Source organism: Microcoleus sp. LAD1_D3 (genome assembly GCF_036702135.1).
Taxonomy (GTDB): domain Bacteria; phylum Cyanobacteriota; class Cyanobacteriia; order Cyanobacteriales; family Microcoleaceae; genus Microcoleus.
Genome location: NZ_JAUBSB010000042.1, coordinates 18,760 through 44,016, shown reverse-complemented (window position 1 = coordinate 44,016; position 25,257 = coordinate 18,760). Strand labels below are relative to the sequence as shown.

The following is a 25,257-nucleotide window of genomic DNA, read 5'->3' as shown; positions in this document are numbered from 1 at the left end:
GACTTGATATTTCGCTAAACTTTTAATAAATAATTATTCCCAATTACGAGAGGCATAGTTTTTACCTTATGATTTAACGGGTGAATTTATTAACTGTATGAATCTTGGTACAAAAAGTATTACGACCTTGGTCTTTAGCTTCATAAAGTGCTGCATCGGCAGCAGTAATTAAATTTTCTGGTCGGATCTCTTGGGTAGGAAGCACACTGGTAATACCGAAGCTGAGCGTAATGTAATGATGCGGAGAACTCTTATGGACTATTGCTAAAGCTTGGATGCCAGCCTGCATTTGCTTAACGATTTGGACAGCTCCCTCAAGCTCTGTGTCGGATAAAATCACTACAAATTCTTCACCTCCATAACGTGCTACTAAATCTCCCGCTCGATTAATACTGCGATTGAGAGTTGTGGCAACTTTCTGTAAACATACATCCCCTGCTTGGTGTCCATAAGTATCGTTGTAAGGCTTGAAGAAATCGATATCACACAAAATTAGTGACAAAGGAGTTTGCTGCCGGGTCATGCGTCGCCACTCCTCCTCTAGCTGTTGGTCAAACTGACGGCGATTGGCAATCTGAGTCAAACCGTCAATTGACGCTAAATATTTTAATTGTCGATTGGCGGCTTCTAGCTGCTTGTAAAGTATGGTTTGTTGCTGTTGCAAGTGGAATTGCTGAATCAACCGTCGCACTCTCTGTCGCAGAACAGCCCAGTGAATCGGCTTAGTGATATAGTCAGCCGCTCCCGCTGCAAACGCTCGATCGACAGATTCTTTGTCTTCCAAGCTAGTAATCATCAAAATAGGTGGGCGATCGCTCTCAGACACTTCAGATAATTTTTGACAACAAGCAAAACCATCCATAGTAGGCATCACTGCATCTAGCAGGATGAGGTCTGGATGTAGTTCCTCATAAGCTGCTAGCCCTGTCAACCCATCACTAGCTTCCGCCACTCGGTATTGTTCCTTCTGTAAATACAGTCGAAGTTGCAAACGCATCAAGGCATCGTCATCCACAATCAGAATTAGAGAGGACGATTCCGTAGATGGGGTAGTCAAAATGGTTGACTCTTCTAATGATTGATACATACGTCATGGTGTATCTTAAGCTCTGGAAACATTCTAGCCTAGCATATTTTGAGCTGGGAATGGAAAATGAAAACTTTGTAAATATCTCAGAAATGATACACAAGCTGAGCTTCCGCAGCAAAATCCGACGCTGCGTCAGGTTTCTTTAACTAACGACCACAGTCTGCTTAAAATTTATCCCTTTTTTTCGGAGATATAAAGTCTGGTAACTCGCGCTAATTTTTGTAGGTATCTAATTATTTTTGGGTACGTTAAACAGTTTTTACAACGCCGAGCGAGCTTTGACGAATGAGCACCTGTTACGCCTCGCACGATCGCTCGTTCTCCCGCGCTCGCCCCTGGGATACTCTGCTATATTTATTGATAACATTTGGTATATAGCAATCCTCCCATCATTTGTGAATTTCTTACTCCCTCCCCTTACTAAGGGGAGGGTTGGGGTGGGGTAAAAAAAATACGATTCCTGCAAGAATTGCTATATTAGGAATAATATTTAGGGAAATATTAAACTCAAAGTTCCTCAACTTTATTATAGCTTGAGCAATGGGAGTTAGTAGGACTTCAAGCCAGTCAAGAACGAGTTATGGTGGGTTGATGAGCGACTCACGGATTATCCGAGGATTGACCAGTGCTAAGAAACTGTTTAGAAGGGTTATCTATTAGTAAGTGCTGACGCTCAATCGGCTCATTTTTTTGCCGATGAGTCCACTCAGTTTCAAACGGATAAAGTAAATAACCAATCGCGGTTAATTGCAACAGATAAATATCAACCGTTTCCTGAGTGGGAGAAGGTTCGGAATTGACAAAGTACGCTCAATTACTTTTTAATAGTGATTATTTTAGAGGAGATTTATTATGGTTTAATTAAACTTTGGTTAGAAGGGTGTGAGATTTTTGAGAGGCGAGGAGGAGGGGGCAATTTAATCTATTATATGAATAATTTTCGGATTTTTTTTAAGTAAGAGAGTCGTTATAGATTTGGTTGCTGCCTAGCTTTATACTGTCGCCCCAGTGACAAAAGATGGTTCATACCAAGTCCGGCTTTAATACCCGCTTTTATTCTAGAGTCGGTGAAGACGGACAAAAGTGTGTGTAGGAGCGGTTTCAACCGCCGAGTCTCATTAAGGGGGTTTCTAACGCGGACTTGATATCAGTAATGATTTGGCTCACTAGGGTGCTAGGATGCACACGGAGCAACTCCTAGCTGCAAATCGGCTTTGCTGAGGGCTGCTGCAAACGGGAACTCGATCGCACCGAGCGCTCCTGAACATGATAGATTCAATAATCAGACAGACTTTTGTCAAAGTAAAGAACTGAGCGCTTACAGTCGATCGACCGATACGCCATGCCAGATTCCGAATTCTCAGATGATTTAAAATGGACGCCTGAAGCCAAGGCTAAGCTAAAAAATATTCCCTATTTTGTTCGGGGACAAGCTCGTGCCCGCATCGAGCACTTGGCCCGCGAAGCCGAAACCGAAGTCGTCACCGTTGACTTAGTTGAGCAAGCTCGCATCGAGTTTGGACAATGAAGGATCGAAATGTACGCTAAAGCTTTAGACTATTAATTGCGTTGTAAGGACAAGGACTTAAAGAAATAGTGCGCAAAATAGTTATAGCTGGCAACTGGAAAATGTACAAAACTAGGGCAGAATCCCTAGAGTTTCTTCAAGGATTCATGTCCTGTCTGACGGAAACCCCAGAGGAACGGGAAGTCGTGCTTTGCGTTCCCTTCACTTCCTTGGCTGTCCTCTCGAAAAATTTGCACGGCAGCCGGATTAGACTCGGTGCTCAGAATGTTCACTGGCAAGAGTCGGGAGCTTTTACTGGGGAAATTTCCGGGCCAATGCTGAGTGAACTTGGTGTCCGTTATGTCATCATCGGCCACAGCGAGCGACGCCAATATTTTGGGGAAACTGACGAAACGGTGAATTTGCGGCTGAAAGCTGCTCAGAAATACGATTTAATTCCGATTCTGTGCGTTGGGGAAACCAAGCAGCAGCGAGATGCAGGCGAAACAGAAGCTCACATTTTTTCTCAGTTGGCAAAAGATTTGGTTGATGTTGACCAAAATAAGTTGGTAATTGCTTACGAGCCGATTTGGGCGATCGGCACTGGCGATACTTGCGAAACGAAGGAAGCTAACCGAGTTATTGGTTTGATTCGCAGTAAATTGACTAATCCTGGCGTGCCAATTCAGTACGGCGGCTCTGTTAAACCGGAGAATATTGATGAAGTTATGGCGATGCCTGAGATTGACGGGGTTTTGGTAGGCGGGGCTAGTTTGGAAGCTGCGAGTTTCTCGCGCATTGTCAATTATCAGTAATAGGTAATTGCTAATAGGTAATTGCTAAGTGGTAAGTGGAACAAGGGCAGCGGGAATTAAACAGCTATCGCCTACAATTGTGATGTGCCGTTGAGTGTTTCTCCGATCGGGAGAATTGACCTATGATTGCGAGCGTTAAACCAAAACCCACCTTAGAGGAGTTCCTAAAACTTCCTGAAACTGAACCAGCCTCAGAATTTCTTGACGGAGAAATCATTCAGAAACCCATGCCACAAGGTGAGCACAGCGTCCTTCAAGGTGAACTCTGCAAGACGATCGATCAAGTAACAAAAACTCAGAAAATTGCCCGTGCTTTTCCAGAGTTATACTGCACATTTGGTGGCGCATCAATCGTGCCAGATGTAGCAGTATTCCGATGGAAAAGAATTCCTTTTTTGCCCTCTGGTAGAATTGCTAACCGCTTTGAAATTAATCCAGACGGGTCGATTAAAATTCTCTCCCAAAGTCAAAATCCAACAAAAGTGCTGAGTAAATTACTTCACTGTTCGCGACACGGAACTGAGTTGGGGTGGTTATTATACCCAGAAGAAGAGAGTATTTTGGCAGTATTTCCAGGACAAAAAGTAGAACTGTATAAAGGTGCAGCTCTGTTGCCAATCATTGATAAAATTGAATTAGAATTGACAGTTGATACTGTTTTTAGCTGGTTAAGTTTTGGTTGAATTAACAATGGCGCTTCTGCTTGATTCTTTAGTCTCTTAGAGAGAGACTCCGTTTAACAAGAATCAATTTCAATCGCCGAGTGATGAGGTGATATGATAAATAACAAAAAAATTACAATTAGAAATAAAGTTTTCGAGTGGGGAAAACGCACTTATTTAATGGGCGTTTTAAATGTTACCCCTGACAGTTTTAGCGACGGCGGAGATTTCTTTACCCTAGAATCTGCTTTAGTGCAAGCGGAAAATATGGTAAAATCGGGGGTAGATATTATTGATATTGGTGGTCAATCTACTCGGCCCGGTGCAGCGGAAATATCCTCTTCAGAGGAGATCGATCGCGTTATACCTCTCGTACAGATACTGCGGCAAAAAGCGGAGATTTTTGGCTCAGTTCCTATTTCGGTCGATACTACCAGAGCGCAGGTTGCGAAAGCTGCGGTTGAGGCGGGAGCTGATATCATCAATGATATTTCGGGAGCAACTTTTGACTCAGAAATGCTGTCAACCGTTGCTAAGTTAAAAGTGCCAATAATTTTGATGCACATTCGGGGTACTCCCCAGACGATGCAACAACTCACAGATTATCGGGATTTAATTGGGGAAATTCGGGACTTTTTCGAGAGTCGAATTGCGGCGACAGTTGCTGCGGGGATTGACAAATCTCAAATTATTCTAGACCCCGGTATTGGCTTTGCTAAGAATTACAGTCAAAACTTAGAAATTCTGCGCGAGTTGCCCAAATTCCGTGTTTTAAACTGTCCAATTTTAGTCGGAGTATCGCGCAAAAGCTTCATCGGTCACATTTTGAATCAGCCAGAAGCGAAACAAAGAATTTGGGGGACAGCGGCGGCTTGTACAGGTGCGATCGCAAATTCGGCAGATATATTGCGCGTTCACGATGTCAGAGAAATGCGTGATGTCTCTCAGGTAGCCGACGCCATCTTCCGATATCAGTCTTGAGAAGTTTGAGTATCGATAACTTTCATTTCCCCGCCGCCATCTCCCGGAGAGATATCAGGGATAGACTCCATCAAATTGTTGAGGGCCTCTGACATATTTCTCGGATCCATAAACAGAATTTTGGCATTGTCGCTTTCGCCCAATTTTTGTTGAGCGTCTAAGTATTTTTCGGTTACTAAGTAATTCAAAACTTGCGTGCTATTGGGATGGGAGTCTAAAGCTTCAACTAAGAGCCTCATGTACTCCTTAGTGCCGATCGCCTTATTGACCATTGCTTGCCACTCGCTCTTCGTGGCGCGCTCCAATTCCATAGCTTCTTGCACCCTTTTAGGAGGTGTAATGCTTTGAATTTCTACGCGAATTACTTTGACGCCCCAAGTTTCTGTAGCTTCGTCCAACTTTTTGAGTAACTTTTTATTCATGTCATCTCGGGAACCCAAGATGTCTTGCATGGGCAATCGACCAATTTCAGCGCGAAACGTCGTTAAAACTAAGTTGGCGATCGCATTTTCAATTTGATCGATTCCATAATAAGCTTTCTGTAAATTCACCACCCGCCAATACACAACGGCATCGACTTCGAGAGCCACATTATCTCCCGTGATTGCTGACTGAGGTTTAATGTCTAAAACTCTTTCACGGCTTGTGTCCACGCAGACGACTTTTTCAACCAGGGGACTGATAAAGTGGAATCCTGGCTTTAGAGTGCGCTTGTATTGACCCAAACGTTCCACTAAAGCTTCGTCGCCACCACTGACAATTTTGACGCTTGAGTTAACAGCGTAGCCGAGGATGAGCGCAAAGAGCATGGTAAGAATAGACTGCCCCATTTCTATTTTCCTGCTAAGGTTGACTGAGAATCGATCGGAATTCTACTCTAATTTAACTCAAACTCGGTCACACAGTGCTAAAATATCTCGACTGTTAATAACTAACTATTTCATCGGGTGGGCCCCATCGGCTCCGACTCTTACGGCGCTAGTGAAACCCAGGATATCAACAACACGTTTCCACAAAAGACATGAAAAACGATCGAGAGTTTCGCTTGTTCAAACCCTTGAGGTGGATCGCCCCAAGCATTTTGGTGGGTGCAGGAATCTGGAATGCAGCAGCGGCCCAACCGGCACAAGCTGAGCCAATCGCCCTGCAACTCTCGCAAAACTTGCAGTCGCAGAACTTGCAGACCCCGCGCCGAGGCCCTGCTGTTCGGGAAGTTATGTCCTACGAAATGAAGGGAGACGAACTCAGGATTTGCAAGCAGGAAGGCAACTCCGAGAAAAAGTGCCAAGTTGTAGGTAAAGGCTACACGGTGGGCTTGAGAACTGCCAACGACCTTTACGGTCAAGGAAATGCTGTCAATGCCGAAGCTTTGTACCGGCAACTAATGGCTCGCTATCCCAAACAAGCGGATGCTTATTACAAGTTGGGAAGTATGCTGTCGGGGCAAGGTAAAATGAGCGATGCGATCGCTCTATTCCAAAAAGCAATTGAAGTCAACCCGCAGCACGCCAAAGCTCACAACGATTTAGGCGTGGCGATGGCAAGTCAGGGGCAGTTGCCCGAGGCAATTGTTCAGTGGAGACATGCCGTTAAAATTAACGATCAATATCCCGATGCTTTAAACAATTTAGGAGTCGGTTTGTACCAGCAAGGAGACAAGGAAAACCAAGCTGAGGCAGTAGCCAGCCTCACAAAAGCTAAGGAGTTATTTATCAAGCAAGGCAGAACTCAATCGGCTAACAGAGTCGATAAAATTTTGGAGGAAATTAATTCGCGGTCGAGCGGTTCCTAAACTCAACCGCCGATCGCACATTGAAAGAAAAAACATCTTTAGCGATCGGCGTTAATCAGGCTTTAGCAGCGGTTAAACAACCCCAAAAACGAGCATTTAAAGCATTTCCTTCAAAACTTGTATAATCAAATCCCCATCCACCCGATCGCTCACAGCGGCCTCACCCAAGCGCACCGGCAGCACAAACCGCACCTTGCCATCCTGCACCTTCTTATCCAGTTGCAAAGTATGCAAAATTTCCTCAACATCCACACCCGCCGGCAATTTGGCAGGTAAACCCGCTTTTTCAAGCAAAGCAGACTGGCGGCGATCGCACTCAGCATCCCACATTCCCAACTCCACAGCCAATCGGCTTGACGCAGCCATGCCGATTGCTACTCCTTCCCCGTGATTGATCACCTTGTAATTGGTTAAACTTTCCACAGCATGACCGATGGTGTGCCCGTAATTCAAAATCGCCCGCAAACCCGATTCCTTCTCGTCTTTGCTTACCACCTCAGCCTTAGCTTGGCAAGACCTGCTTAAAATTTCTGCCAACAAATCCGCCTTCACATAGCGCATTTGATCCAAGCGCTTGCAATTCTCCAACTTCCCGAAAAGTTCAGCATCCCAAATCACCCCGTACTTGATGACTTCCGCCATCGCCGAACGAAACTCCCTCGCCGGCAGAGTTTTGAGGACATCCGGGTCAATTAATACCAAACGTGGCTGGTGAAAAGCCCCGATTAAATTCTTCCCTAAAGGATGATTTACCCCCGTTTTGCCGCCAATAGAAGCATCAACCATCGCCAGCAGCGAAGTCGGAACCTGCACGACATTAATTCCCCGCAGCCAAGTCGCGGCCGCAAAACCCGTCATATCGCCCACCACCCCGCCGCCCAAAGCGACCATTGTCGAGGAACGTTCTAAACGGTTTTCCAAAGCCGCACCGTAAATTTTCTGCACCGAATTTAAAGTTTTGTACTGTTCTCCCGGTGGTAAAATGCAGGTACCGACTTCCAGACCGGCTGATTCGAGGGCTGCGGTTGTTCTTTCGCCGTACTGCCGAAAAATCGACTGATTCGACACCAGCAGCACTTTTTTGCCCAAGCTTAGATCGCCCATCAGACTGCCGAGTTCGTCTAAACCGCCCGATCGCACGCAAACATTGTAAGATTGTGGCCCCAAGTCAACTTTAATTATGGATTGCATATTTATCTAATTTAGATATTAGATTTTAGATTATAGTTCTTATAGGTCTTTTTATTGATTTTTTTGGAGAAATTGCAATGACTCTTAGCGGAATAATAACTTATTTCGGGCTTTTTGGCGGCATGATCGGCTTGGCGACAGTCCTGATGTTTGGTCTGCGGGCTGTCAAACTCATCTAATTTGCTAATTTAGATGTCTCAACCAGAGGATTTAATCTCTGGCAAAAGTATCAGTTCTACAACGTATTTGCGCCAAAAATCTCTAGGTTTATCTGTAGATTGACGGCGCAAATGCTTCATTTCATAAAACTTTTGGATTGAACGATCGTGCTTATTCTAATTGACGAGCATCTTCAGCAGGTGGATGCCAACCACCTTCTACCCAAAACCTGCGCGATCGCCGAATCGAATCCTCTTCATCATAACGTTCATCATTAAGGTCAAGCCGATTGCAAGTTGCTCGACCTATGGGAGTTTTAGGGACAATATTTAGACCATCTGCTGTCCAGATAAAATGTTCTGACCACTGCTGCTGACGAGGATTAAATAATAAACATTCTTGCTGAGTTTCCTGGTCAATTCCGTTGGTAAAATTGTAGTGGCGTTCGTTGCAGCGACGGCAAGCTAATGCTAAATTTTCACTGTCATCAGATCCGCCGAGAGATTTGGGCATGAGATGATCTATGGTAAAGCGATCTGGGCTTAGATATTCTGGAGAGTGGCAGTATTCGCAGAGATATTTAGCTCGTTGTCGTATAAATTGTCGAGTGTGATCGCACACCATTTAGCTTGGGTGGAAAGTTGGGCGTTAATCAAGGTAAAAATTCGGGATAGTTCGATGATGCCAGCTAATTCTGGAATTTCATCGACAGTTAACAAATCTAGTCTTTTTCTCTCTAGCAGTTCTTCCATGCGAGATTGGAGAGCGTCGGTAAATCTGAATAAGTAAATATTCCCAAATTCTACCATTTTGATGCCTTGGGGCATCAAAGAAGAAGGTTTTACCATTAATTGAGTATTCATAGGAATAACAGCTCTCAGATACTCTTGGAATATTGTAGCTTATCCGTTGTTAAGTGTAATTAATCAGGAGCGATCGCACTTGCTATAAAACACGATCGCTCCTGATTAATTACACGATTCGTTCTAATTGAGTCGATCGCACTTGTGTCAATTTCTCAGCCCCAGTCGTATCAAAAACGATCGCGTGTTGAGCAGTCGGCAACAACCGCTGTAAAATCTGGATATATCCCTCAGCATCGCCTCGGCGGTGGAACCGAGCAACCACCAATCGCTGCATATTTGGCAATTGCCGCACGATACACCAGGGATGAGTGTTTAATTTGGGCTTTGATGTTGGTATCATAGGGTAATCCTTCCCCGCAAACGCGGGGTGTGATAGAAAAGGCGATCGCCCTTAAGTTTTCCAGGCTCTGAGGGCGATCGTTTTGAATTTTTTACATTTTAAGGTTAAATCTAACCTGTTGTCAAGGGCAAAATGGGGCGAGTTCGACTAAAAATTCGAGAGTTGGCAGAAGAAAAGGGCTGGACGCTGCAAGACGTGGCGGATCGCTCTGGGGTTAATTACAACACGGTTAAAGGGTACGCTAGACGCGATGATGGGATGAGTATGGTCGATCTGAGTGCCGTTCAGAAGATCGCCCTTGCTTTTGACGTAATGATTGAAGATTTGGTCGAGTTTTTGGAATAGTAAGGGCGATCGCGCTAATGGGATATGTTAGATTGCGGATTCGAGAACTAGCTGAGCAAAGAGGTTGGACGTTCAAAGAAGTTGCCGATTGATCCGGAGTCAACTACAACACGGTAAAAAGCTACGGGAGGCGCGATGCTTTGAATACAGTCGATCTTTCTGCTGTCTACAAAATTGCCCGCGCCTTCGACGTGACAATGGAAGATTTGGTCGAGATTTTGGAAGATTGAGGGCGCACCAATGGGGCGAGTTTCACTAAAAATGCGATATCTGGTAGAAGAAAAGGGCAATCTCGCTAAGGGGATACGTTGATTAATGCCGTACTTATCGCCGCCGTTTCTTTACTTGTTCGTAAAGCATATAACTACCTTCTATAGCAGATCGCCCGCTTTCCCCTAAAATAACTTCTACTCCCCTTAATCTAAAATCTAAAATCCCAAATCTAAAATCGAAATGACTCATTCCACCGATATCGTCACCCTCGCCCGCTGGATGGCCGCCGATTTCAGCAACCAAGCCCAAGCCTTTGAAAACCCGCCCTTCTTCGCCCACATCCGCGTCTGCATGAGGCCTTTGCCGGTCGAAGTTCTGGATGGGTTCAGCTTGTACCTAGAACAAGCCTATGATATCGAACTGCACGTCCCGTACCGAGTCCGAGTTTTGAAATTAGTCCCGGTGGGCGATCGAATCGACATCGAAAATTATGCCATAGAAAACGAAGAACAATTCTACGGCGCTTCCCGCGACCCGCAACGGCTGCAAGAAATCAAAAAAGCACAACTGACACTGCTTCCCGGCTGCACCTTTATTACGCAGTGGACGGGCAACAGCTTCAAAGGGTCTGTCGAACCCGGAAAAGGCTGCATGGTGGTCAGAAAGGGCAAAAAAACCTATCTAGACAGCGAATTCGAGATTGACCAAGACAAGTTTATTAGCCACGATCGTGGACGTGACCCCGAAACCGATGCCCACGTCTGGGGAGCCCTTGCCGGCCCTTTTGAATTCACCCGCCGGGCCAGTTTCGCCGACGAAATTCCGGTTTAATCCAAAAAAACAGAGTCCCTCCTGGGCGAACACGCTTGATTAAAGGTTCAGAATGCACCAATACCTGGTACATTAACCCAGTATTGGCAAGCAAGATTCACCGTTGATTTATGAAAGTCCTGGTTATTGGTGGCGATGGCTATTGCGGTTGGGCAACCGCACTCTACCTTTCTAACAAAGGTTACGAAGTTGGCATCCTCGACAGCTTCGTGCGGCGGCACTGGGATCTGGAACTGTGCAGCGACACCCTCACTCCCATCGCACCGATTCAGCAACGACTCCAGCGATGGCAAGATTTAACGGGCAAGTCGATCGACTTGTTCGTCGGTGACATCACCAACTACGATTTTCTCAGCAAAAGCATGAGAAAATTTGCACCAGAGGCTGTAGTCCATTTCGGCGAACAGCGTTCGGCACCTTTCTCAATGATCGATCGCGAACACGCAGTCCTCACTCAAGTCAATAACGTCGTCGGGACACTCAACCTGCTGTACGCCATCCGCGAAGACTTCCCCGACTGTCACCTAGTGAAATTGGGGACAATGGGCGAATACGGCACGCCGAATATTGACATTGAAGAAGGCTACATTACGATCGAACACAACGGTCGCAAGGATACACTACCCTATCCCAAACAACCGGGCAGTTTCTACCACCTGTCAAAAGTCCACGACTCCCACAACATCCATTTTGCTTGCAAAATCTGGGGTTTAAGGGCCACCGACTTAAATCAGGGCGTAGTATACGGCGTGCTCACAGATGAAACCGGCATGGATGAACTGTTGATCAACCGTTTAGACTACGACGGAGTATTCGGTACAGCATTGAACAGATTTTGCATCCAAGCTGCGATCGGTCATCCTTTGACCGTTTATGGCACTGGCGGACAAACCCGCAGCTTCTTAGACATTCGGGATACCGTGCGGTGCGTGGAATTGGCGATCGCCAACCCTGCCGAAGCCGGACAATTCCGCGTCTTCAACCAATTCACCGAACAATTCAGCGTCGGCGACTTAGCCTCCTTGGTGCAAAAAGCGGGCATGGCAATGGGATTAAAAGTAGAAATCAACAACATCGAAAATCCCAGAGTCGAGAAAGAAGAACATTATTTCAATGCCAAAAACACCAATTTGCTAGACCTCGGTTTGCAACCGCACTATCTCTCAGATTCCCTGCTCGATTCTCTGCTGAATTTTGCTACAAAATATCAGCACCGTGTCGATAAAAACCAGATTTTGCCGAAGGTTTCTTGGAAGTAAGTTCTGGTATCTACCTGCGGGATAAGAGATTTTTTAATGAACCGCGAAGGCGCGAAGAGCGCTAAGTAAGAGAACAGAAGGGAAGAGAGGAGAAATGTTTGCAAGTTCACAAGGGATTTCGTTGTAAATTAATTTTTTCATATCTATCTTTTTGATCTTTTGCTCTGTGTTCTCTGCGTCCTCTGCGCTTAGTTGCAAAATGGCATAAGGTTTTTGCTGCTGACTTTTTGGGAATAAAGCCGTGAAAAGTCGAATTCTCATTCTGTTGCTTTTGGTGGTTCTGCCTGGATGTACAGCGAGTGCAGTTTGTAATGATTATTTAATATCGGAAGGGGCTGCATTAACGGCGAGTTATCAAAATTAGCGCCGAGTTAGCGAAGCCCCATCTACCACTGAAACAGAAATATCCATTGTCAGAACAGCAGAGGAAATTCACAGAATTAATTGCTTTGCCGAAGGTGGGGGATTGCTTTTAGGTGGGATAATTTTATCAATTGGCATTTAGGGAATTTGCTTGCATATTACCCCAAAAACCTCTCCCTCGGAATTAGTGGCAGTGAAACAGAAAGAAGAAGCGTTGAACAGCAGCCGATCGCACGCAATGACTTACTCCCCGCGAGACAGTGTATCCTGTCATCGACCCTGACTTCTTCCAGAGGCTAGGATTATCATCGCTTTCCTAAACAATTTATTATGAGAATCGCTCTTTTCACTGAAACTTTCCTGCCGAAAATAGACGGCATTGTCACCAGACTGATTCACACCGTCGATCATTTGCAGCGCGCGGGCGAACAAGTTCTGATATTTTCTCCAGATTACGGGATTAAAGAATACAAAGGCGCCCGGGTTTACGGTGTGGAGGGTTTGCCTTTGCCGATGTACCCGGAACTGAAAATGGCACTTCCTTCTCCGGCTGTCGGTCGCCAATTAGAGCAGTTTAAACCGGATATTATTCACGTTGTCAATCCCGCTATTTTGGGATTGGGGGGTATATATTACGGCAAAAAGTTCAACATTCCGATTTTGGCTTCTTACCACACGCATTTGCCGAAATATTTGCACCATTACGGTTTTGGAGTCCTCGAACCTTTATTGTGGGAATTGCTCAAAGGAGCGCACAACCAAGCAGAAGTGAATCTGTGTACTTCTACAGCAATGGTGGAGGAATTGAGAACCCACGGCATTGAGCGAGTAGATTTGTGGCAGCGGGGCGTAGATACTGAAATGTTTGTCCCGGAATTGGCAAGTCGAGAAATGCGATCGCGCCTTTCTGAAAATAACCCAGACAGTCCCCTGCTGCTGTACGTCGGCCGCCTCGGTGCAGAAAAAGAAATCGAACGCATCAAACCAGTCCTCGCAGCGATTCCCGACGCCCGCCTCGCCCTAGTGGGAGACGGCCCGCATCGGCAAACCCTTGAACAATATTTTGCCGGTACCCCCACTAATTTTGTCGGCTACCTCAAGGGGCAAGAACTCGCAACAGCTTACGCATCCGCCGACGCCTTCATTTTTCCCTCCCGCACCGAAACCCTAGGCTTAGTGCTCCTAGAAGCAATGGCTGCGGGGACGCCCGTAGTGGCGGCGCGCAGTGGCGGAATTCCTGATATCGTCACCGACGGTGTTAACGGATATTTATTTGACCCCGCCGACGAAGAAGGAGCACTAGCCGCCACCAAGCGTCTGTTTGCCAATCCCGAAGAACGGGAAACCTTGCGCCATAACGCTCGCCGAGAAGCCGAACGCTGGGGTTGGGCCGCCGCCGCTGCACAACTGCAGCGCTACTATCAATCAGTGGTATTTGCCGAGTCCATGCCCAGAGCGGCCTAAATGTCAGGAGCTCTAGCACCTCTAAACATCACCGCCAGCTTAGCTTCGCTGTTCGATCGTCAGTTGGTAGTGAGGAGGGATGTCCTCAAAGATTGATCAAACTTTTTTGCTGCATAAATTACCGTCGCTATCCTGCTGTTGCGTTTACCATTAAACTATGAGTAGCTCTGTAGGAATGCCTTGCGCGCTGCTTTCATAGCGCCCTTTACCTGACCGGATACGGTCGCCGAGTGCGCTAAAACAGTCACACCGCGCGCTGCAGTCGAGCACAGAGCGTCAAATCTACCTTGCACTCTTGATCGAACGAAAGTCTGGGAGCTACTTTTCCGGCGGATACGGTTCCGAACTCAAGTTCAGCTTTAATTGACGAACCCTCATCAGTATCCAGGTTGTAAAAAAGATCGATCGAGCATACATAACAAGCAAACTGAAGTTGCGTGCGCCACTTTTGAACTCACGATTCATCAAAGCGACAAGCGAGTGCCGATGCGCTTGCAAACAAATTCAAGAGTTTGCACCGCCGGCGAATCTCGCGCAGATCGACCTGCGGTCAGTCTACCCCTCTGAGCAAGCAGTTAATCATGACATTCTCCAATACTGGTAGCGTTCTGGCTACACTGACTCAAGTCAATTTTATGGGGGCATTGACCTCCCGTGTTAAGAGCCTGCCAGTTCCTGAATTAGTGTGCCTGCTGGACTTTATCACGGCTGAATTTCAGCAATTTATCCGGGCGATGGACCTGATTAACAATGAAGCACTCGAAACTCTCTTAGAGCAACTGTTAGATGCCTTCACTGTTAAAATTGGTCAGATTCTGCAAGCAGACCGGACAACAATTTTTTTGGTTGACTCCAACAAAAATCAACTGTGGCACAAAACAGTTGATCCACTTACGGGCGAGGATGTAGAAGTACGCTTGCCGATGGATGCAGGCATTTTAGGCTACGTAGCAACAACCGGAAAATCGATCAATGTCACCGAAGCTCGATCGCACGAGCATTTTAATTCCGAAGTAGACGAACCACCGGGCTATCAGATCGAGACCATGCTCTGTATGCCGATTTTTAGCAGCAAGAGCCAACACGAACCCGTAGCGGTGGTCAGACTCTTAAATAAAGCTGGCAATGTTTCCTTTAGCGAGGAAGACGAACAGCAGTTCCAGGCTTTTGCAGATTCGATCGGGATTATTCTCGAAAGCTGTCAGTCTTTCTACGTCGTCGCCCGCAACCAGCGAGGGGTTGCCGCACTGCTGAGAGCGACCACGACTTTGGGTCAAAGTCTTGACTTGGAAACAACTTTGCGCTCTGTCATGGATCAAGCTCGCGACTTGATGCAAGCCGATCGCAGCACGCTATTTTTATTAAATCGGGAAACTAACGAACTTTGGACAAAAGTCGCCAAGGCCGACGGCAAAACGATGGTAGATCTCCGCATTCCTGCTAATAAGGGAATTGCTGGCTACGTGGCTTCGACTGGTCAACCTCTAAATATTACAGATGCTTACGACGATCCCCGCTTTGACCCCTCTACTGACAGGCAAACGGGATACCGCACTCGCACTGTCTTGTGTATGCCGGTGCATAACGCTAAAGGTGAGCTGATCGGGGTGACTCAGCTAATTAATAAGAACCAAGGTACTTTCACCCCTTCCGACGAAGAGTTTTTGCGAGCGTTTAATTCCCAAGCGGGAATGGCGTTGCAAAATTCTCAACTGTTTCAGAACGTGATGGTCGAAAAGCAGTATCAGAAAGATATGCTGCAAAGTCTTTCTGATGCAGTGATTTCCACGGATTTAAAGGGGCGAGTTGTGACGATCAACGAAGCAGCCCTAGAATTGTTGGGGTGTCCAGTAAATCAACCTAAAAGCAAACAAAATCCCCAGAGTTGGGAAGATAAACTTGTGAATCGCTATGTTTGGGAAGTTTTGCCGATCGACAATTTGCAATTTCGACTAGAAGACAGTCTCAAAAATGCTGCCAGACATTACGTTCCCGAACAAAGTTTAACTTTGGGATTGTTGGTGGAAAAAACGCTAAATTCCCAACAAAAAGAAAAAGAAGAAGAAGAAGAAGAAGAAAGTTATATTTTGGCCGTGCCCGATCGCACAGATCCGAATTTATATTACGCTTGGGGCGAAAACCGCGCGTGGACTGAGGAAGTAGCGCTGGCAGAATTAGCTAATGCCCAATCTCTATTTGCGTTGCGAAATTCTGCCCTGTATCACCCTTATTGTCCGCTGCCCATCCCCGCCTCTCGAATTAAAGTAATTGAACGTAGTTTGAATTTGACTGTCAACCCGCTAATCAATCCAGAAGGCGGCGTGCGCGGTGGTTTAGTGGTACTCGAAGACATCAGCCACGAAAAGCGGATGAAAAATACGATGTACCGCTACCTGACTCCTGGAGTCGTAGATAAAGTGATGGCTTTAGGTGAAGGCGCCATGATGGTGGGCGAACGCAAAGAAGTGACTATTTTATTTTCCGACATTCGCGGCTACACCACGCTGACCGAAAATCTGGGAGCCTCCGAGGTGGTATCCCTGCTAAACGAATATTTTGAGACGATGGTGGAGGCCGTTTTCCACTACGAAGGCACTTTAGACAAGTTTATCGGCGATGCTGTAATGGCGGTGTTCGGCGCGCCCCTGCCGCTGAATCCCCCGGAAAGTCACGGTTGGATGGCGGTTCAGTCGGCTTTAGATATGCGCCGGCGTTTGAAAGAGTTTAATGATTCTCGCCCCGGCGAAGTTCCGTTTCGCTTCGGAATTGGGATTAGTTCCGGAGAGGTGGTTTCGGGAAATATTGGTTCCCAAAAGCGGATGGATTACACGGTAATCGGGGATGCGGTGAATTTGAGTTCGCGATTGGAACAGCTTACAAAGGAGTACGGGTGCGATATAATTTTGAGCGAATTTACATACAGTTTGTGCAGCGAACGGATTTGGGTGCGAGAGTTGGACAAGGTGCGGGTTAAGGGCAAAAATCAGCCGGTGGGCATTTACGAGTTGTTGCAAAATAGTTCTGAACCCATCGACGGGGAAACCCTTCGGTTTATGGAACTTTACAGTAACGGTAGGGAGGCTTATATTGCTAGAAATTTTCAGAAAGCTATTAGTTATTTTGAAGCGGCTTTAGCAATGCGACCGAGCGATCGACCTGTGGAAGTTCACCTCGATCGATCCCTAAGCTATTTGGAAGTACCCCCGCCCGATGATTGGGACGGCGTGCATACGATGACAACCAAGTAGTAGATTATATTACATCCGAGGGCTCAAAAGTAAAAAGATTTGATAAAGTTGTGAGATCTTCCTTATGACAGAGTTAACAAGTGTAAAAATATGAAAACATAAATCGAATGCCATATTAAAGTTTAGTATTTATTTCCAGGCTAGCAATTAAATGACTTATTTATCTGTTCCGAATGCCACAAAAGCCGATCGCATTCTGGTGGTAGACGACGCACCAGATAATGTTTTGTTGGTACAAACAATCCTAGAAGAAGAAGGTTACGAAATTAGCACGGCAGAAAACGGCTTTTCTGCCTTGAGTCAAATTGACAAGTCAGCCCCAGATTTGGTACTGCTAGACGTGATGATGCCGGGAATGGATGGTTACGAAGTCACTAAACGAATCCGACAAAATAAGGAATTGCCCTTTATCCCGATTTTGCTGATCACGGCTCACGACAGTGCGAGCGTAGTCCAGGGATTGGACATGGGAGCAGACGATTTCATCCGCAAACCAGTCGAAATGGATGAACTGCTGGCGAGAGTTCGATCGCTCCTGCGACTAAAACACAGCGTAGATGAGCGCAATTCGATCGCCCTCCAGCGCGAAGATTTTGTCTCCCGACTCGCTCACGACTTGCGAACACCCCTCGTAGCAGCCGATCGAATGCTAACTTTAATGCAGCAGGGAGCTTTGGGAGAAATTTCCCTTCCCATGCGCGACGCTTTCGGGACGATGGTTCGCAGCAACAAAAACCTGATCGCGATGGTAAATATGTTGCTGGAAGTATACCGCTACGAAGCAGGCCGCAAATCCCTAAGTTTTGCTCCCGTGGACTTGCGCCAGCTCATTAATGAAGTAGCTGAAGAACTAGCTCCCCTAGCCGATGCTAAAAGTTTGTCGGTGAATTTAGACTTGACAGAAAGTGCAGAAAGTGCACCGATTGCGAAGTATCCGGGCGATCGTCTGGAACTGCACCGCTTGCTGACAAATTTAATCGGAAATGCGATTAAATTCACCGACAGCGGCTCAATAAATGTCAGCTTAAAAGCGGCCAATTCACCTGCTTATACTAGCTTCAAAAACCAACCGCTGGCATGGGTAATCATAGAAATCCAAGACACCGGCGCAGGCATTTCTCCCACCGAAAAAGCAAAGTTATTTGAAAGGTTTGGGCCCGGAACTCACAAGAAATCCGGTACAGGTTTGGGATTACACCTCTGCCGCCAAATAGTCGAAGCTCACCGCGGCACGATCGAAGTAAAATCAGATTTGGGCAAAGGCAGTTTGTTTACTATTCGCTTGCCTTGTTAGAGCGGTATAAATAACTCTAACTTTCGGTGGCGCAGGACGCACCTTACCACTGATAATTAACTCTCATTGTAAGGTGCGAAGTCCGCACTACTCGAATTATGGTTAACTTACCCGATGTCATATAATTACTTGGCAACCGAATTTATGGCAATATGTCTAACTGTCCAGTGTGCGGTGCTGAATACATAGAAGAAAAAGCAGAGTTTTGCTCAATCTGCGGCTGGGATTTGACTCCCTACCCGCAGCGTGCTAAACCTTCCAAAAGTTATTTAAAAAAAGAAAAAGTTAGATTGCAGTGGGCAAAACAAATGTGGGAATTGACCCGCAATCAACAACATTGGTCAGCTAAATTTGATGAGTTGCAGAGCGAATTTCAGGAAGGTGCGATCGCCCGCACATACATTCAATCTCAGTTAGAATGGGTTCTGTACCGCCTCGAACAACTGAACCCCGAATTGATTGTCAGCACTCTACTGCGACTCGAAGACAAAATCGGCGCCATACCTGACTCACCTCCGGCTATCTCCGAAGTGGGGATGGACTACCGACAACTGACAAAGCTATTAGAAACCGGAAAATGGCGCAAAGCTGATGAACACACTTGGGAAATCTTGCTGCAAATCGCTGTCAGAGAAGACGAAGGCTGGCTGAGTGCAGCCGATATTGACAGTTTTCCTGCTACAGACCTTCGCACGATCGACCAACTTTGGCAACAATACAGCAGCGGGCGGTTCGGGTTGAGCGTGCAGCAGCAGATTTGGGAAAGTACCGAGGCAAATTATACTGAATTTTGCGATCGAGTCGGCTGGCGAGTCAAGGAAAATTGGAAATATTACAGCGAGCTCTCCTTCAACGAAAATGCTCCCGCCGGACATCTACCCGTCACCGCATGGAGACAGCGCGCCTGTTACGGTGCGGGTAAACTCACCGCAGCAGAAAACTTGGCCCGCATCGCTGCGAAACTTGCAACTGGCGATCGCTAATCATCCAAAATAAAAAATTCAAAATCGACATTAACTGCTATAATCAAAACGGTTTAGCAACTGGGGCTGTGGCTCAGATGGATAGAGCAAGCGCCTCCTGAAGAATCGGGCACCCTGCGAGGAAACTCTAGGAGTGAATGTGGTCAAATTTGGTGAAACCTAAAGAGTTCATGGGTTCCTATGGCTCTAAGGCAATACCAAGCCAAGCCTGAGTTCATGGCGATTAAACGACCGCCTATATTGAAATCAGGAAGGTTTAGAGACTAGACGGTCACCACCTAAAGGCTGCAAGCCTATGGTGAAGGTATAGTCCAGAGAGTGGGGAAACTCACACAAATCTGAAGCGCTAGGTCGCCGGTTCGAACCCGGCCAGTCCCGTTAAAAATCAAGAAAAATTAAAAGCAGGAGGGGTAAGCCTAAGTTTTGCCCCTCTTTTTTGCATATCCGCTCAGGAATTGGCCCACAGACGAATACTTGCTGGAAGACGAGGACTTATTCAGCAAGCCCTATAGAGTCCCTCTCAAATCTAAAATCTAAAATCCCCGGTTTAAGCCCCCAACATAAGCGTAGAGTCAATCTAAAATCTAAAATCTAAAATCTAAAATCTATGATCCCCAGACCCAGTTTTAATTTTTAATTTTTAATTCCTGTTAGTGGGCTATACGTGCGGTATTTTTTGTTATGGTTCCTTTGTCAGTTACATAAAATTTTTATAGGTTTAGATGTGGTTAAGAATCCATTCAAACACGCGGCGTTACAAGCGTTTGAACACTTCACGCAGTTTTTGGTTCCTAGTAGGGCTTTTGATGGCGTGCTGGTTTGGCTATCAGCAGGTTAAGAGCGAATTTCAGAAACCCCAAGCTGTGTTAGTTCTAGGTGGGGCTACGGAGCGAGAGCTGTTTGCCGCCAAATTTGCTCGATCGCATCCTGAATTGCCGATTTGGGTGTCCTCTGGGAGCAATCCAGAGTTCGCAGAATGGGTGTTTTCCGAAGCGGGAATTGAGTCCGATCGCCTGCACTTAGACTACAGAGCAGTGGATACGGTAACAAATTTTACCACCCTGGTAGATGAATTGAAAGCTCAAGGGATTGAGAGCGTGTATCTGATCACTTCTGACGATCATATGCGGCGAGCTCAGATTATCGGCGAAATCGTGCTTGGCAGTCGAGGCATTAGCTTTAAGCCTGTGGCAGTTCCGTCTGGGCGAACCCCCGAACCGGTGGAAAAAGCTGTTCGCGACGGCGCTAGGGCTATTCTGTGGCTGACAACCGGTTATACAGGTGCTAACTTCAGCCAAGCCAGAATTGAATAAACCAAGGAAAGCATTGAGCAAGTGTTAATTTTTTGCCATTTTCTCTGGTTTTAAAACTTGTTTTCTATAACTATTTAATGAACTGGGAAGATGCTGATGATAAATGCGTAAGAGAAGAGAACAGAAGAGAAGGAGTAGTTTAAAATTAGTAGATGAACTTCAAAAGCTAAAGTTAATGACCGACCAAATTCTGTCGCAAGTTCTGGATAAAATTTTGAGTGACACCAAAACGCCCGATGCTGTTTTTTCGGCTTTGGTGCCGGCTTTAGGCGAGGTGTTAAATTGCGATCGCGTCTTTCTCTACCTCCGCAGTCCTGAAACCCAAATTGGCCGAGTACCTTACTGCTGGCGTCGCAACTCAAACTATCCCGAGGTTTGGGACGCGGAATGGAAAAAAGAACCAGAATCTTTAGGGGAAGAAGACCCTTTGTTTGCAGCAGCTTTGCGAACTGAACCGTCGATTTTTGTTGAGGATGTTGAAACAGCAAATCCTGAAGTAGTCAACAAAAATTTTGAGGCAAAAGAGTTCGGACATCGAGCTTTGATTCACGCTCACCTTTGTGCTGACGGCTTATTGTGGGGGGTTTTGCAGCCTTGTATGTTCGATCGCCCCAGAGTGTGGAGTGAGTTCGACCGCCAAGTTATCGCAGCAGTTACAGAAAAAATTTCGCCTTTAGCTGTCGCTTATGTCACCGCCTCAGCATCAAAAGATGAGCCATAAAAATCATTAATTGACTTGTAGGGAGGGGGTGGGCAATGAATGAATGTAAACTTAAGACTAAAACCCGGTCTCGATCTGGGTTTTAGCCGAATCTCAATCCCCTTTCCGGCAGACGAAAGACCATTTCCGGTTCCCCCCTTTTTTAGTTAGGGGGGATCGATGCGCTAATTTTCACAGAAAATTCGGGTACTAAATTCGAGCTAAGAGTTATCACCCATGGTGGGGTGTGCATCGCCCTACAGATAGAGTTTGGTACACAATTCTTGTTTAAAAAACGCCCCAATTTTGAATGCCCCGACTGCTGAAAATCCCTTGAGCCCGACTAATATCATCCTCAGCGCCATCTACTACCACCAAATAATCGCCGGCGTGCAGGCGATCGGTGTAAATTCTAGCTGTTTCTTCGGGAATTCCCAAGTCAGTCAAAGCCTTCACCACTCCACCGAAAGCCGCCGCCGAGACGCCAGTGCTTGCTACGCTAGCCACCAGTGCGGCGCCCAAAGTCCCCGCTGCAATCATCGGCCCGATTCCGGGAATAGCTAAACTTCCGAGACCCACTAGCACGGTGGCTAAAGCACTATTTGTCAGAGTGTCTGCTACCACTCCTGCTCCTGTGTCTAGATTTTTATCGCCCACCTGAGCGATCGTTTGAGTATCGCCTACAGACTCGCCTGCATCCCTAGCAACAACCGAAACTTTATCCATTGGAAACCCGGAAGATTTCAATTCTGTCAGAGCTTGCTCAGCCTCTTCGCGGTTAGAAAACAATCCCAACGCGCGGGTTTGATTGCTTGTTACCATATCTTTCTTCTTATCTCCTCTCAAATTAAACTCACATTCAAGCCTAATTATTGCGCTTGTTTTCAATCACTTATATTGATATTTTTCGATGTTTATCTTCAGCATTCATCTATCTGTAGATATAACCTGAAAAACAGCAACAAAAGTTATAAAATCAGCGACCCAAATCGTGCATGGCATTAATCTCGATCGCACATCTTTGAGTCAGCGCTTCCAACTCCTCGCGATCCGAAGAACCGGGCGCTTCAATTAGCTTGCCAATTCGCACCGTCAGCGGCACCGGACGCGGCACTGCCGAACCTTTCGACGCGATCGCGTGAGTTCCCCACAAACTAACAGGTAACAGCGGCGCTTTAGCCTTAGCAGCTATCAGCGCAGCACCTAATTTCGGTTCAGTAATTCTGCCGTCTGGCGTGCGAGTTCCTTGCAAAAATACACCCGTCGCCCATCCATTGTCCAAAGAGTTGATAGCCGATCGAATAGCACTGCGATCGGCACTTTCCCGTTTCACTGGATAAGCACCGTAAAGCGTAATTGCCTGCTTCAAAATAGGAACTTTAAATAACTCTTCCTTCGCCATAAATGCGACCGGCCGCCTCATGCAATTCGACAAAATCGGCGGGTCAAAATCGCTGGCGTGATTGCTGACTACCACCAGCGGCCCTTCTGTGGGAACATTTTCGGCACCGTAGATGCGGCCCCGAAAGTACAGGTGCAGCATCGGGCTGACAATTGACCATTTGAATAAATAGTAGAGAAGTAAACTTTCGACTGGTTCGCGACTTTTGCTCACAGAAAAACCTATTTACCGTAAATTGCATTGAATATCAGCCTATCAGCTCAGCTATAAAAAATTAACAATATTGTTTAAGTTTTTAGGGCGGGCAATGCCAGCCCGCTGTTGAGTGCGATTGACGGAGTTGCGTCATTCTAGGCGAAGGCGCGCGACAATAAACCAGATTTATTGGCTCTTGCTTTATAAAAGAATCCGATCGAGCGATGGCCCGATCCCAAGATTTCGAGCGTTTGAGGGTCTTCTTCACCCGCGCGAGACAGGGCTGGGCGGGCAAGGCCCAACAAACTTGATGTGTCCGCACGCGAGACAGGGCTGGCATTGCCCGCCCTAGAACCCACATTCCGCACCCGTACAACAGAGTAAGCCCTACAGAGTCTAAGAGAGGGCGCATACTGTGTATATCCGTTCAGAACGAGAAGACAGTGCGGAGTGTACCTGTGAAAATTGTGCCATTAGCATCTTGATTGCCAGGATGGGTAATGACCTGAAGCACAGGCGTAAGGCGGATCTTGTCATTGAGAGACAACGAATAGAATACTTCAAAATTAGTTTGCGTGGCGCTGCCTAAATCGCCTTCAATAAAAGGTTGGCTTGCGGCAATCCCTATCACATTTCCCTCTCCTAGAAAGTCGCGCACAGAAACTCCAGCCATCCAGTAGTGGGGATTCAGATCGCCAAAGGCAGTATCGGCGTAGCTTCCGTAACCGTAGCGCCCAAAAAGACCAATTCGGTCGGCTATGGTCAGTTCAACGTTAGCGCCAAAGACATCAAAGCGATTGCCATAGAAGGTTCCGCCGCTGTATTGCAAACGCAGCGCCAAGTCTGAAGAGGGGGAATATTCTGCTTCAAGGATGCCTTGATAGGTATCGCCAAAAAGCCCGCGATCGCCTTTAACAGTGGGATAAAGCAATCGGGTGAAAAGAGTTCCTCCGATGATTGTTCCTTCACGACTGGGATTAGCCGCCGCCGCCGCAGCATACACCGCTCGAATGGAAAAGTTTCCCTGTCCAGGATTCCAGTCAATTGATGCACATGCACTGGGTCCGTTAATCGGAATGAGAATGTAATTGTTGACGAGTGCCTGCGTACTGAAATCTACAGCGCTTGAGTTTGCGTAGCTATTGCGATCGATGTAATCTGTTGCTATAAATTCAGGTCCAATAGAGACTTCTAAATCTTCTCGGGGTGAAAAACTATAGTAAATGCGATCGATGCCAATTTCTCCATCTCGTGCTGGCTTGGCTGAAAAATCAAGAACGCTACCAAAATTAGGTTCTAGAACACCCGTGACGTTATCATTAATTCCATTACTCCCAGTACCCAATGCAATTCTCAACAAATCTGTACCTGTAAAGCTAGTGCTCAAGTTTAACGACACTCGGTAGAGAAAAGTTGTATTTAGATCGTCACGAGTGATTTCTTCACCCGTAGGACTCACAATTGAGTCACCTTCATATCCTCCTGCGTTCGCGGCAAAGATGACTTGACCTGTTAGTCGGGTTGTCGTAGAAAAGTAATTTGATTCTAACTCAGTTGTGCGAGATTCTAATCCATCTACGCGATTGCGTAGGGTTGCTAATTCAGTTGCAAATTCTTCCTGAAGACGCTGCACCGTTGTTAAATCCTCATTTGATATAGACGATTCAGTTCCTTGCGTGATGAACAGATTGATTTGTTCAAGTGCGGCATTGAGTGCTGCTGCAAACTCATAGCGGGTCATGGTTCGATCGCCCTGAAACGTCGAATCTGGGTAGCCTGCGATCGCGCCATAGCGCTCGACCAACGATTGCAGCGCTTGAAACGCCCAGTCTGTGGGATCAACATCAGCCAGTTGATTTACCGAAGTTACTTGTCCTTCTAAATTTGAGTCTGATTCTTGAGGAATACTTTCAAGAGTTGTTTGAGCGATCCCAGTTGCAGGAGAAAATGTTGGGATATCCTCTCTTGCTTGCTTCTCCTCAAAAGTTACAGATTCAACAGTTTTGCCTAGAACAGGGGTTGAATGATTGAGGATGGCGAAGCTCAGAAGGCTTAAGCAGCCCATGAGATGAAAGTTTGTAAAGTAATATCGCGAGATCATTTTCAATGCTCCAACAACAGATTTTTAAAGGGAGTAACGTTTACGTCTGATTAACAGAGCCGTAAAAGCGATAGTTAACAACAACAATCCAGCAGCAAAAACTCCATGCCACCGCAAGAAGTTCGAGAAGTGTTAGGGGTTTC

The 25,257-nt window shown here is 46.4% G+C and carries 24 protein-coding genes and 1 pseudogene; 16 read left to right on the top strand and 9 right to left on the bottom strand.

Going from position 1 to position 25,257, the window contains the following annotated elements; translation table 11 throughout:
* Positions 1-73: 73 nt before the first annotated feature.
* Positions 74-1,087 (bottom strand): PleD family two-component system response regulator, encoded by a 1,014-nt coding sequence (locus QUA74_RS21115; RefSeq protein ID WP_333333167.1) that lies wholly within the window; start codon positions 1,085-1,087, stop codon positions 74-76.
* Positions 1,088-2,432: 1,345 nt separating this feature from the next.
* Here QUA74_RS21115 and QUA74_RS21110 point away from each other — a divergent pair.
* The 4 genes from QUA74_RS21110 (at position 2,433) to folP (ending at position 5,055) form a co-directional block, all read left to right on the top strand.
* Positions 2,433-2,618 (top strand): PCP reductase family protein, encoded by a 186-nt coding sequence (locus tag QUA74_RS21110; protein WP_333333165.1) that lies wholly within the window; start codon positions 2,433-2,435, stop codon positions 2,616-2,618.
* 68 nt (positions 2,619-2,686) lie between these two features.
* Positions 2,687-3,412 (top strand): triose-phosphate isomerase, encoded by a 726-nt coding sequence (tpiA, locus tag QUA74_RS21105; protein ID WP_333333163.1) that lies wholly within the window; start codon positions 2,687-2,689, stop codon positions 3,410-3,412.
* Between the two features lie 122 nt (positions 3,413-3,534).
* On the top strand, positions 3,535-4,095 hold the full coding sequence (locus QUA74_RS21100) for a Uma2 family endonuclease (protein ID WP_333333161.1): 561 nt from the start codon (positions 3,535-3,537) through the stop codon (positions 4,093-4,095).
* A gap of 93 nt (positions 4,096-4,188) precedes the next feature.
* Entirely contained in the window at positions 4,189-5,055 is an 867-nt protein-coding gene (gene folP, locus QUA74_RS21095; protein ID WP_333333159.1) for a dihydropteroate synthase, read from the top strand.
* Here the strand turns inward: folP and QUA74_RS21090 are convergent.
* Entirely contained in the window at positions 5,046-5,885 is an 840-nt protein-coding gene (locus QUA74_RS21090; RefSeq protein WP_333333158.1) for a stomatin-like protein, read from the bottom strand. The genes folP and QUA74_RS21090 overlap by 10 nt on opposite strands.
* Positions 5,886-6,076: 191 nt before the next feature.
* Here QUA74_RS21090 and QUA74_RS21085 point away from each other — a divergent pair, with 191 nt between their 5' ends.
* Complete coding sequence (locus tag QUA74_RS21085) at positions 6,077-6,847, top strand: tetratricopeptide repeat protein (protein WP_333333156.1); 771 nt, start codon at positions 6,077-6,079, stop codon at positions 6,845-6,847.
* 96 nt (positions 6,848-6,943) lie between these two features.
* On the opposite strand, the gene aroB is transcribed toward QUA74_RS21085, so the two are convergent.
* Positions 6,944-8,038 (bottom strand): 3-dehydroquinate synthase, encoded by a 1,095-nt coding sequence (gene aroB, locus QUA74_RS21080; RefSeq protein WP_333333154.1) that lies wholly within the window; start codon positions 8,036-8,038, stop codon positions 6,944-6,946.
* A gap of 77 nt (positions 8,039-8,115) precedes the next feature.
* On the opposite strand from aroB, the gene petL reads away from it, so the two are divergent.
* Complete coding sequence (gene petL / locus QUA74_RS21075) at positions 8,116-8,217, top strand: cytochrome b6-f complex subunit PetL (RefSeq protein WP_333139216.1); 102 nt, start codon at positions 8,116-8,118, stop codon at positions 8,215-8,217.
* A 151-nt stretch (positions 8,218-8,368) separates the two neighbouring features.
* Here petL and QUA74_RS21070 read toward each other — a convergent pair whose 3' ends face one another.
* The 3 genes from QUA74_RS21070 to QUA74_RS21060 form a co-directional block, all read right to left on the bottom strand.
* Positions 8,369-8,710 carry an HNH endonuclease gene (locus QUA74_RS21070; protein WP_333057379.1) on the bottom strand — a complete coding sequence of 114 codons (342 nt, stop codon included), beginning with the start codon at positions 8,708-8,710 and terminating at the stop codon, positions 8,369-8,371.
* Between the two features lie 29 nt (positions 8,711-8,739).
* Positions 8,740-9,060, bottom strand: coding sequence for a hypothetical protein (locus QUA74_RS21065; RefSeq protein ID WP_333333152.1), 321 nt, complete (start codon positions 9,058-9,060; stop codon positions 8,740-8,742).
* 109 nt (positions 9,061-9,169) lie between these two features.
* On the bottom strand, positions 9,170-9,403 hold the full coding sequence (locus tag QUA74_RS21060) for a hypothetical protein (RefSeq protein WP_333333150.1): 234 nt from the start codon (positions 9,401-9,403) through the stop codon (positions 9,170-9,172).
* Between the two features lie 132 nt (positions 9,404-9,535).
* Here QUA74_RS21060 and QUA74_RS21055 point away from each other — a divergent pair, with 132 nt between their 5' ends.
* The 10 genes and pseudogenes from QUA74_RS21055 (at position 9,536) to QUA74_RS21010 (ending at position 21,437) form a co-directional block, all read left to right on the top strand.
* On the top strand, positions 9,536-9,748 hold the full coding sequence (locus QUA74_RS21055) for a helix-turn-helix transcriptional regulator (RefSeq protein ID WP_333150720.1): 213 nt from the start codon (positions 9,536-9,538) through the stop codon (positions 9,746-9,748).
* A gap of 107 nt (positions 9,749-9,855) precedes the next feature.
* Positions 9,856-9,978 (top strand): annotated as a pseudogene (locus QUA74_RS29920) (helix-turn-helix domain-containing protein); the annotation flags it as partial.
* 223 nt (positions 9,979-10,201) lie between these two features.
* Positions 10,202-10,792: a chromophore lyase CpcT/CpeT gene (locus tag QUA74_RS21045; RefSeq protein WP_333333148.1), complete on the top strand. Its 591-nt coding sequence runs from the start codon at positions 10,202-10,204 to the stop codon at positions 10,790-10,792.
* Positions 10,793-10,902: 110 nt separating this feature from the next.
* The gene (locus QUA74_RS21040; protein ID WP_333333147.1) at positions 10,903-12,051 is read left to right on the top strand and encodes an NAD-dependent epimerase/dehydratase family protein; all 1,149 of its coding nucleotides are present in this window, start codon (positions 10,903-10,905) and stop codon (positions 12,049-12,051) included.
* Between the two features lie 693 nt (positions 12,052-12,744).
* Positions 12,745-13,878, top strand: a complete 1,134-nt coding sequence (locus QUA74_RS21035) for a glycosyltransferase (RefSeq protein WP_333333145.1) — start codon at positions 12,745-12,747, stop codon at positions 13,876-13,878.
* A gap of 581 nt (positions 13,879-14,459) precedes the next feature.
* Entirely contained in the window at positions 14,460-17,126 is a 2,667-nt protein-coding gene (locus QUA74_RS21030) for a GAF domain-containing protein (RefSeq protein WP_333333143.1), read from the top strand.
* Positions 17,127-17,277: 151 nt separating this feature from the next.
* The gene (locus QUA74_RS21025; protein ID WP_333333141.1) at positions 17,278-18,420 is read left to right on the top strand and encodes a hybrid sensor histidine kinase/response regulator; all 1,143 of its coding nucleotides are present in this window, start codon (positions 17,278-17,280) and stop codon (positions 18,418-18,420) included.
* 152 nt (positions 18,421-18,572) lie between these two features.
* Complete coding sequence (locus tag QUA74_RS21020) at positions 18,573-19,403, top strand: GUN4 domain-containing protein (RefSeq protein ID WP_333333139.1); 831 nt, start codon at positions 18,573-18,575, stop codon at positions 19,401-19,403.
* A 722-nt stretch (positions 19,404-20,125) separates the two neighbouring features.
* Complete coding sequence (locus QUA74_RS21015; RefSeq protein WP_333333138.1) at positions 20,126-20,716, top strand: YdcF family protein; 591 nt, start codon at positions 20,126-20,128, stop codon at positions 20,714-20,716.
* Between the two features lie 175 nt (positions 20,717-20,891).
* Positions 20,892-21,437: a GAF domain-containing protein gene (locus QUA74_RS21010; protein WP_333333137.1), complete on the top strand. Its 546-nt coding sequence runs from the start codon at positions 20,892-20,894 to the stop codon at positions 21,435-21,437.
* A 267-nt stretch (positions 21,438-21,704) separates the two neighbouring features.
* Here QUA74_RS21010 and QUA74_RS21005 read toward each other — a convergent pair whose 3' ends face one another.
* The 3 genes from QUA74_RS21005 to QUA74_RS20995 form a co-directional block, all read right to left on the bottom strand.
* On the bottom strand, positions 21,705-22,238 hold the full coding sequence (locus QUA74_RS21005) for a hypothetical protein (RefSeq protein WP_333333135.1): 534 nt from the start codon (positions 22,236-22,238) through the stop codon (positions 21,705-21,707).
* 154 nt (positions 22,239-22,392) lie between these two features.
* A complete protein-coding gene (locus QUA74_RS21000) occupies positions 22,393-23,031 on the bottom strand; it encodes a lysophospholipid acyltransferase family protein (protein ID WP_333333133.1) in 639 nt (212 codons plus the stop codon).
* Between the two features lie 409 nt (positions 23,032-23,440).
* Positions 23,441-25,078 (bottom strand): iron uptake porin, encoded by a 1,638-nt coding sequence (locus QUA74_RS20995; RefSeq protein WP_333333131.1) that lies wholly within the window; start codon positions 25,076-25,078, stop codon positions 23,441-23,443.
* Positions 25,079-25,257 lie beyond the last annotated feature (179 nt).

Coding starts and splice junctions, on each gene's coding strand:
- QUA74_RS21085 (WP_333333156.1), top strand. CDS start 6,077: ATGAAAAACGATCGAGAGTTTCGCTTGTTCAAACCCTTGAGGTGGATC.
- QUA74_RS21110 (WP_333333165.1), top strand. CDS start 2,433: ATGCCAGATTCCGAATTCTCAGATGATTTAAAATGGACGCCTGAAGCC.
- QUA74_RS21060 (WP_333333150.1), bottom strand. CDS start 9,403: ATGATACCAACATCAAAGCCCAAATTAAACACTCATCCCTGGTGTATC.
- QUA74_RS21045 (WP_333333148.1), top strand. CDS start 10,202: ATGACTCATTCCACCGATATCGTCACCCTCGCCCGCTGGATGGCCGCC.
- QUA74_RS20995 (WP_333333131.1), bottom strand. CDS start 25,078: ATGGGCTGCTTAAGCCTTCTGAGCTTCGCCATCCTCAATCATTCAACC.
- aroB (WP_333333154.1), bottom strand. CDS start 8,038: ATGCAATCCATAATTAAAGTTGACTTGGGGCCACAATCTTACAATGTT.
- QUA74_RS21005 (WP_333333135.1), bottom strand. CDS start 22,238: ATGGTAACAAGCAATCAAACCCGCGCGTTGGGATTGTTTTCTAACCGC.
- QUA74_RS21015 (WP_333333138.1), top strand. CDS start 20,126: ATGTGGTTAAGAATCCATTCAAACACGCGGCGTTACAAGCGTTTGAAC.
- QUA74_RS21020 (WP_333333139.1), top strand. CDS start 18,573: ATGTCTAACTGTCCAGTGTGCGGTGCTGAATACATAGAAGAAAAAGCA.
- QUA74_RS21035 (WP_333333145.1), top strand. CDS start 12,745: ATGAGAATCGCTCTTTTCACTGAAACTTTCCTGCCGAAAATAGACGGC.
- QUA74_RS21040 (WP_333333147.1), top strand. CDS start 10,903: ATGAAAGTCCTGGTTATTGGTGGCGATGGCTATTGCGGTTGGGCAACC.
- QUA74_RS21115 (WP_333333167.1), bottom strand. CDS start 1,087: ATGTATCAATCATTAGAAGAGTCAACCATTTTGACTACCCCATCTACG.
- QUA74_RS21100 (WP_333333161.1), top strand. CDS start 3,535: ATGATTGCGAGCGTTAAACCAAAACCCACCTTAGAGGAGTTCCTAAAA.
- QUA74_RS21025 (WP_333333141.1), top strand. CDS start 17,278: ATGACTTATTTATCTGTTCCGAATGCCACAAAAGCCGATCGCATTCTG.
- QUA74_RS21030 (WP_333333143.1), top strand. CDS start 14,460: ATGACATTCTCCAATACTGGTAGCGTTCTGGCTACACTGACTCAAGTC.
- QUA74_RS21055 (WP_333150720.1), top strand. CDS start 9,536: ATGGGGCGAGTTCGACTAAAAATTCGAGAGTTGGCAGAAGAAAAGGGC.
- petL (WP_333139216.1), top strand. CDS start 8,116: ATGACTCTTAGCGGAATAATAACTTATTTCGGGCTTTTTGGCGGCATG.
- folP (WP_333333159.1), top strand. CDS start 4,189: ATGATAAATAACAAAAAAATTACAATTAGAAATAAAGTTTTCGAGTGG.
- QUA74_RS21070 (WP_333057379.1), bottom strand. CDS start 8,710: ATGCCCAAATCTCTCGGCGGATCTGATGACAGTGAAAATTTAGCATTA.
- QUA74_RS21065 (WP_333333152.1), bottom strand. CDS start 9,060: ATGAATACTCAATTAATGGTAAAACCTTCTTCTTTGATGCCCCAAGGC.
- QUA74_RS21010 (WP_333333137.1), top strand. CDS start 20,892: ATGACCGACCAAATTCTGTCGCAAGTTCTGGATAAAATTTTGAGTGAC.
- QUA74_RS21090 (WP_333333158.1), bottom strand. CDS start 5,885: ATGGGGCAGTCTATTCTTACCATGCTCTTTGCGCTCATCCTCGGCTAC.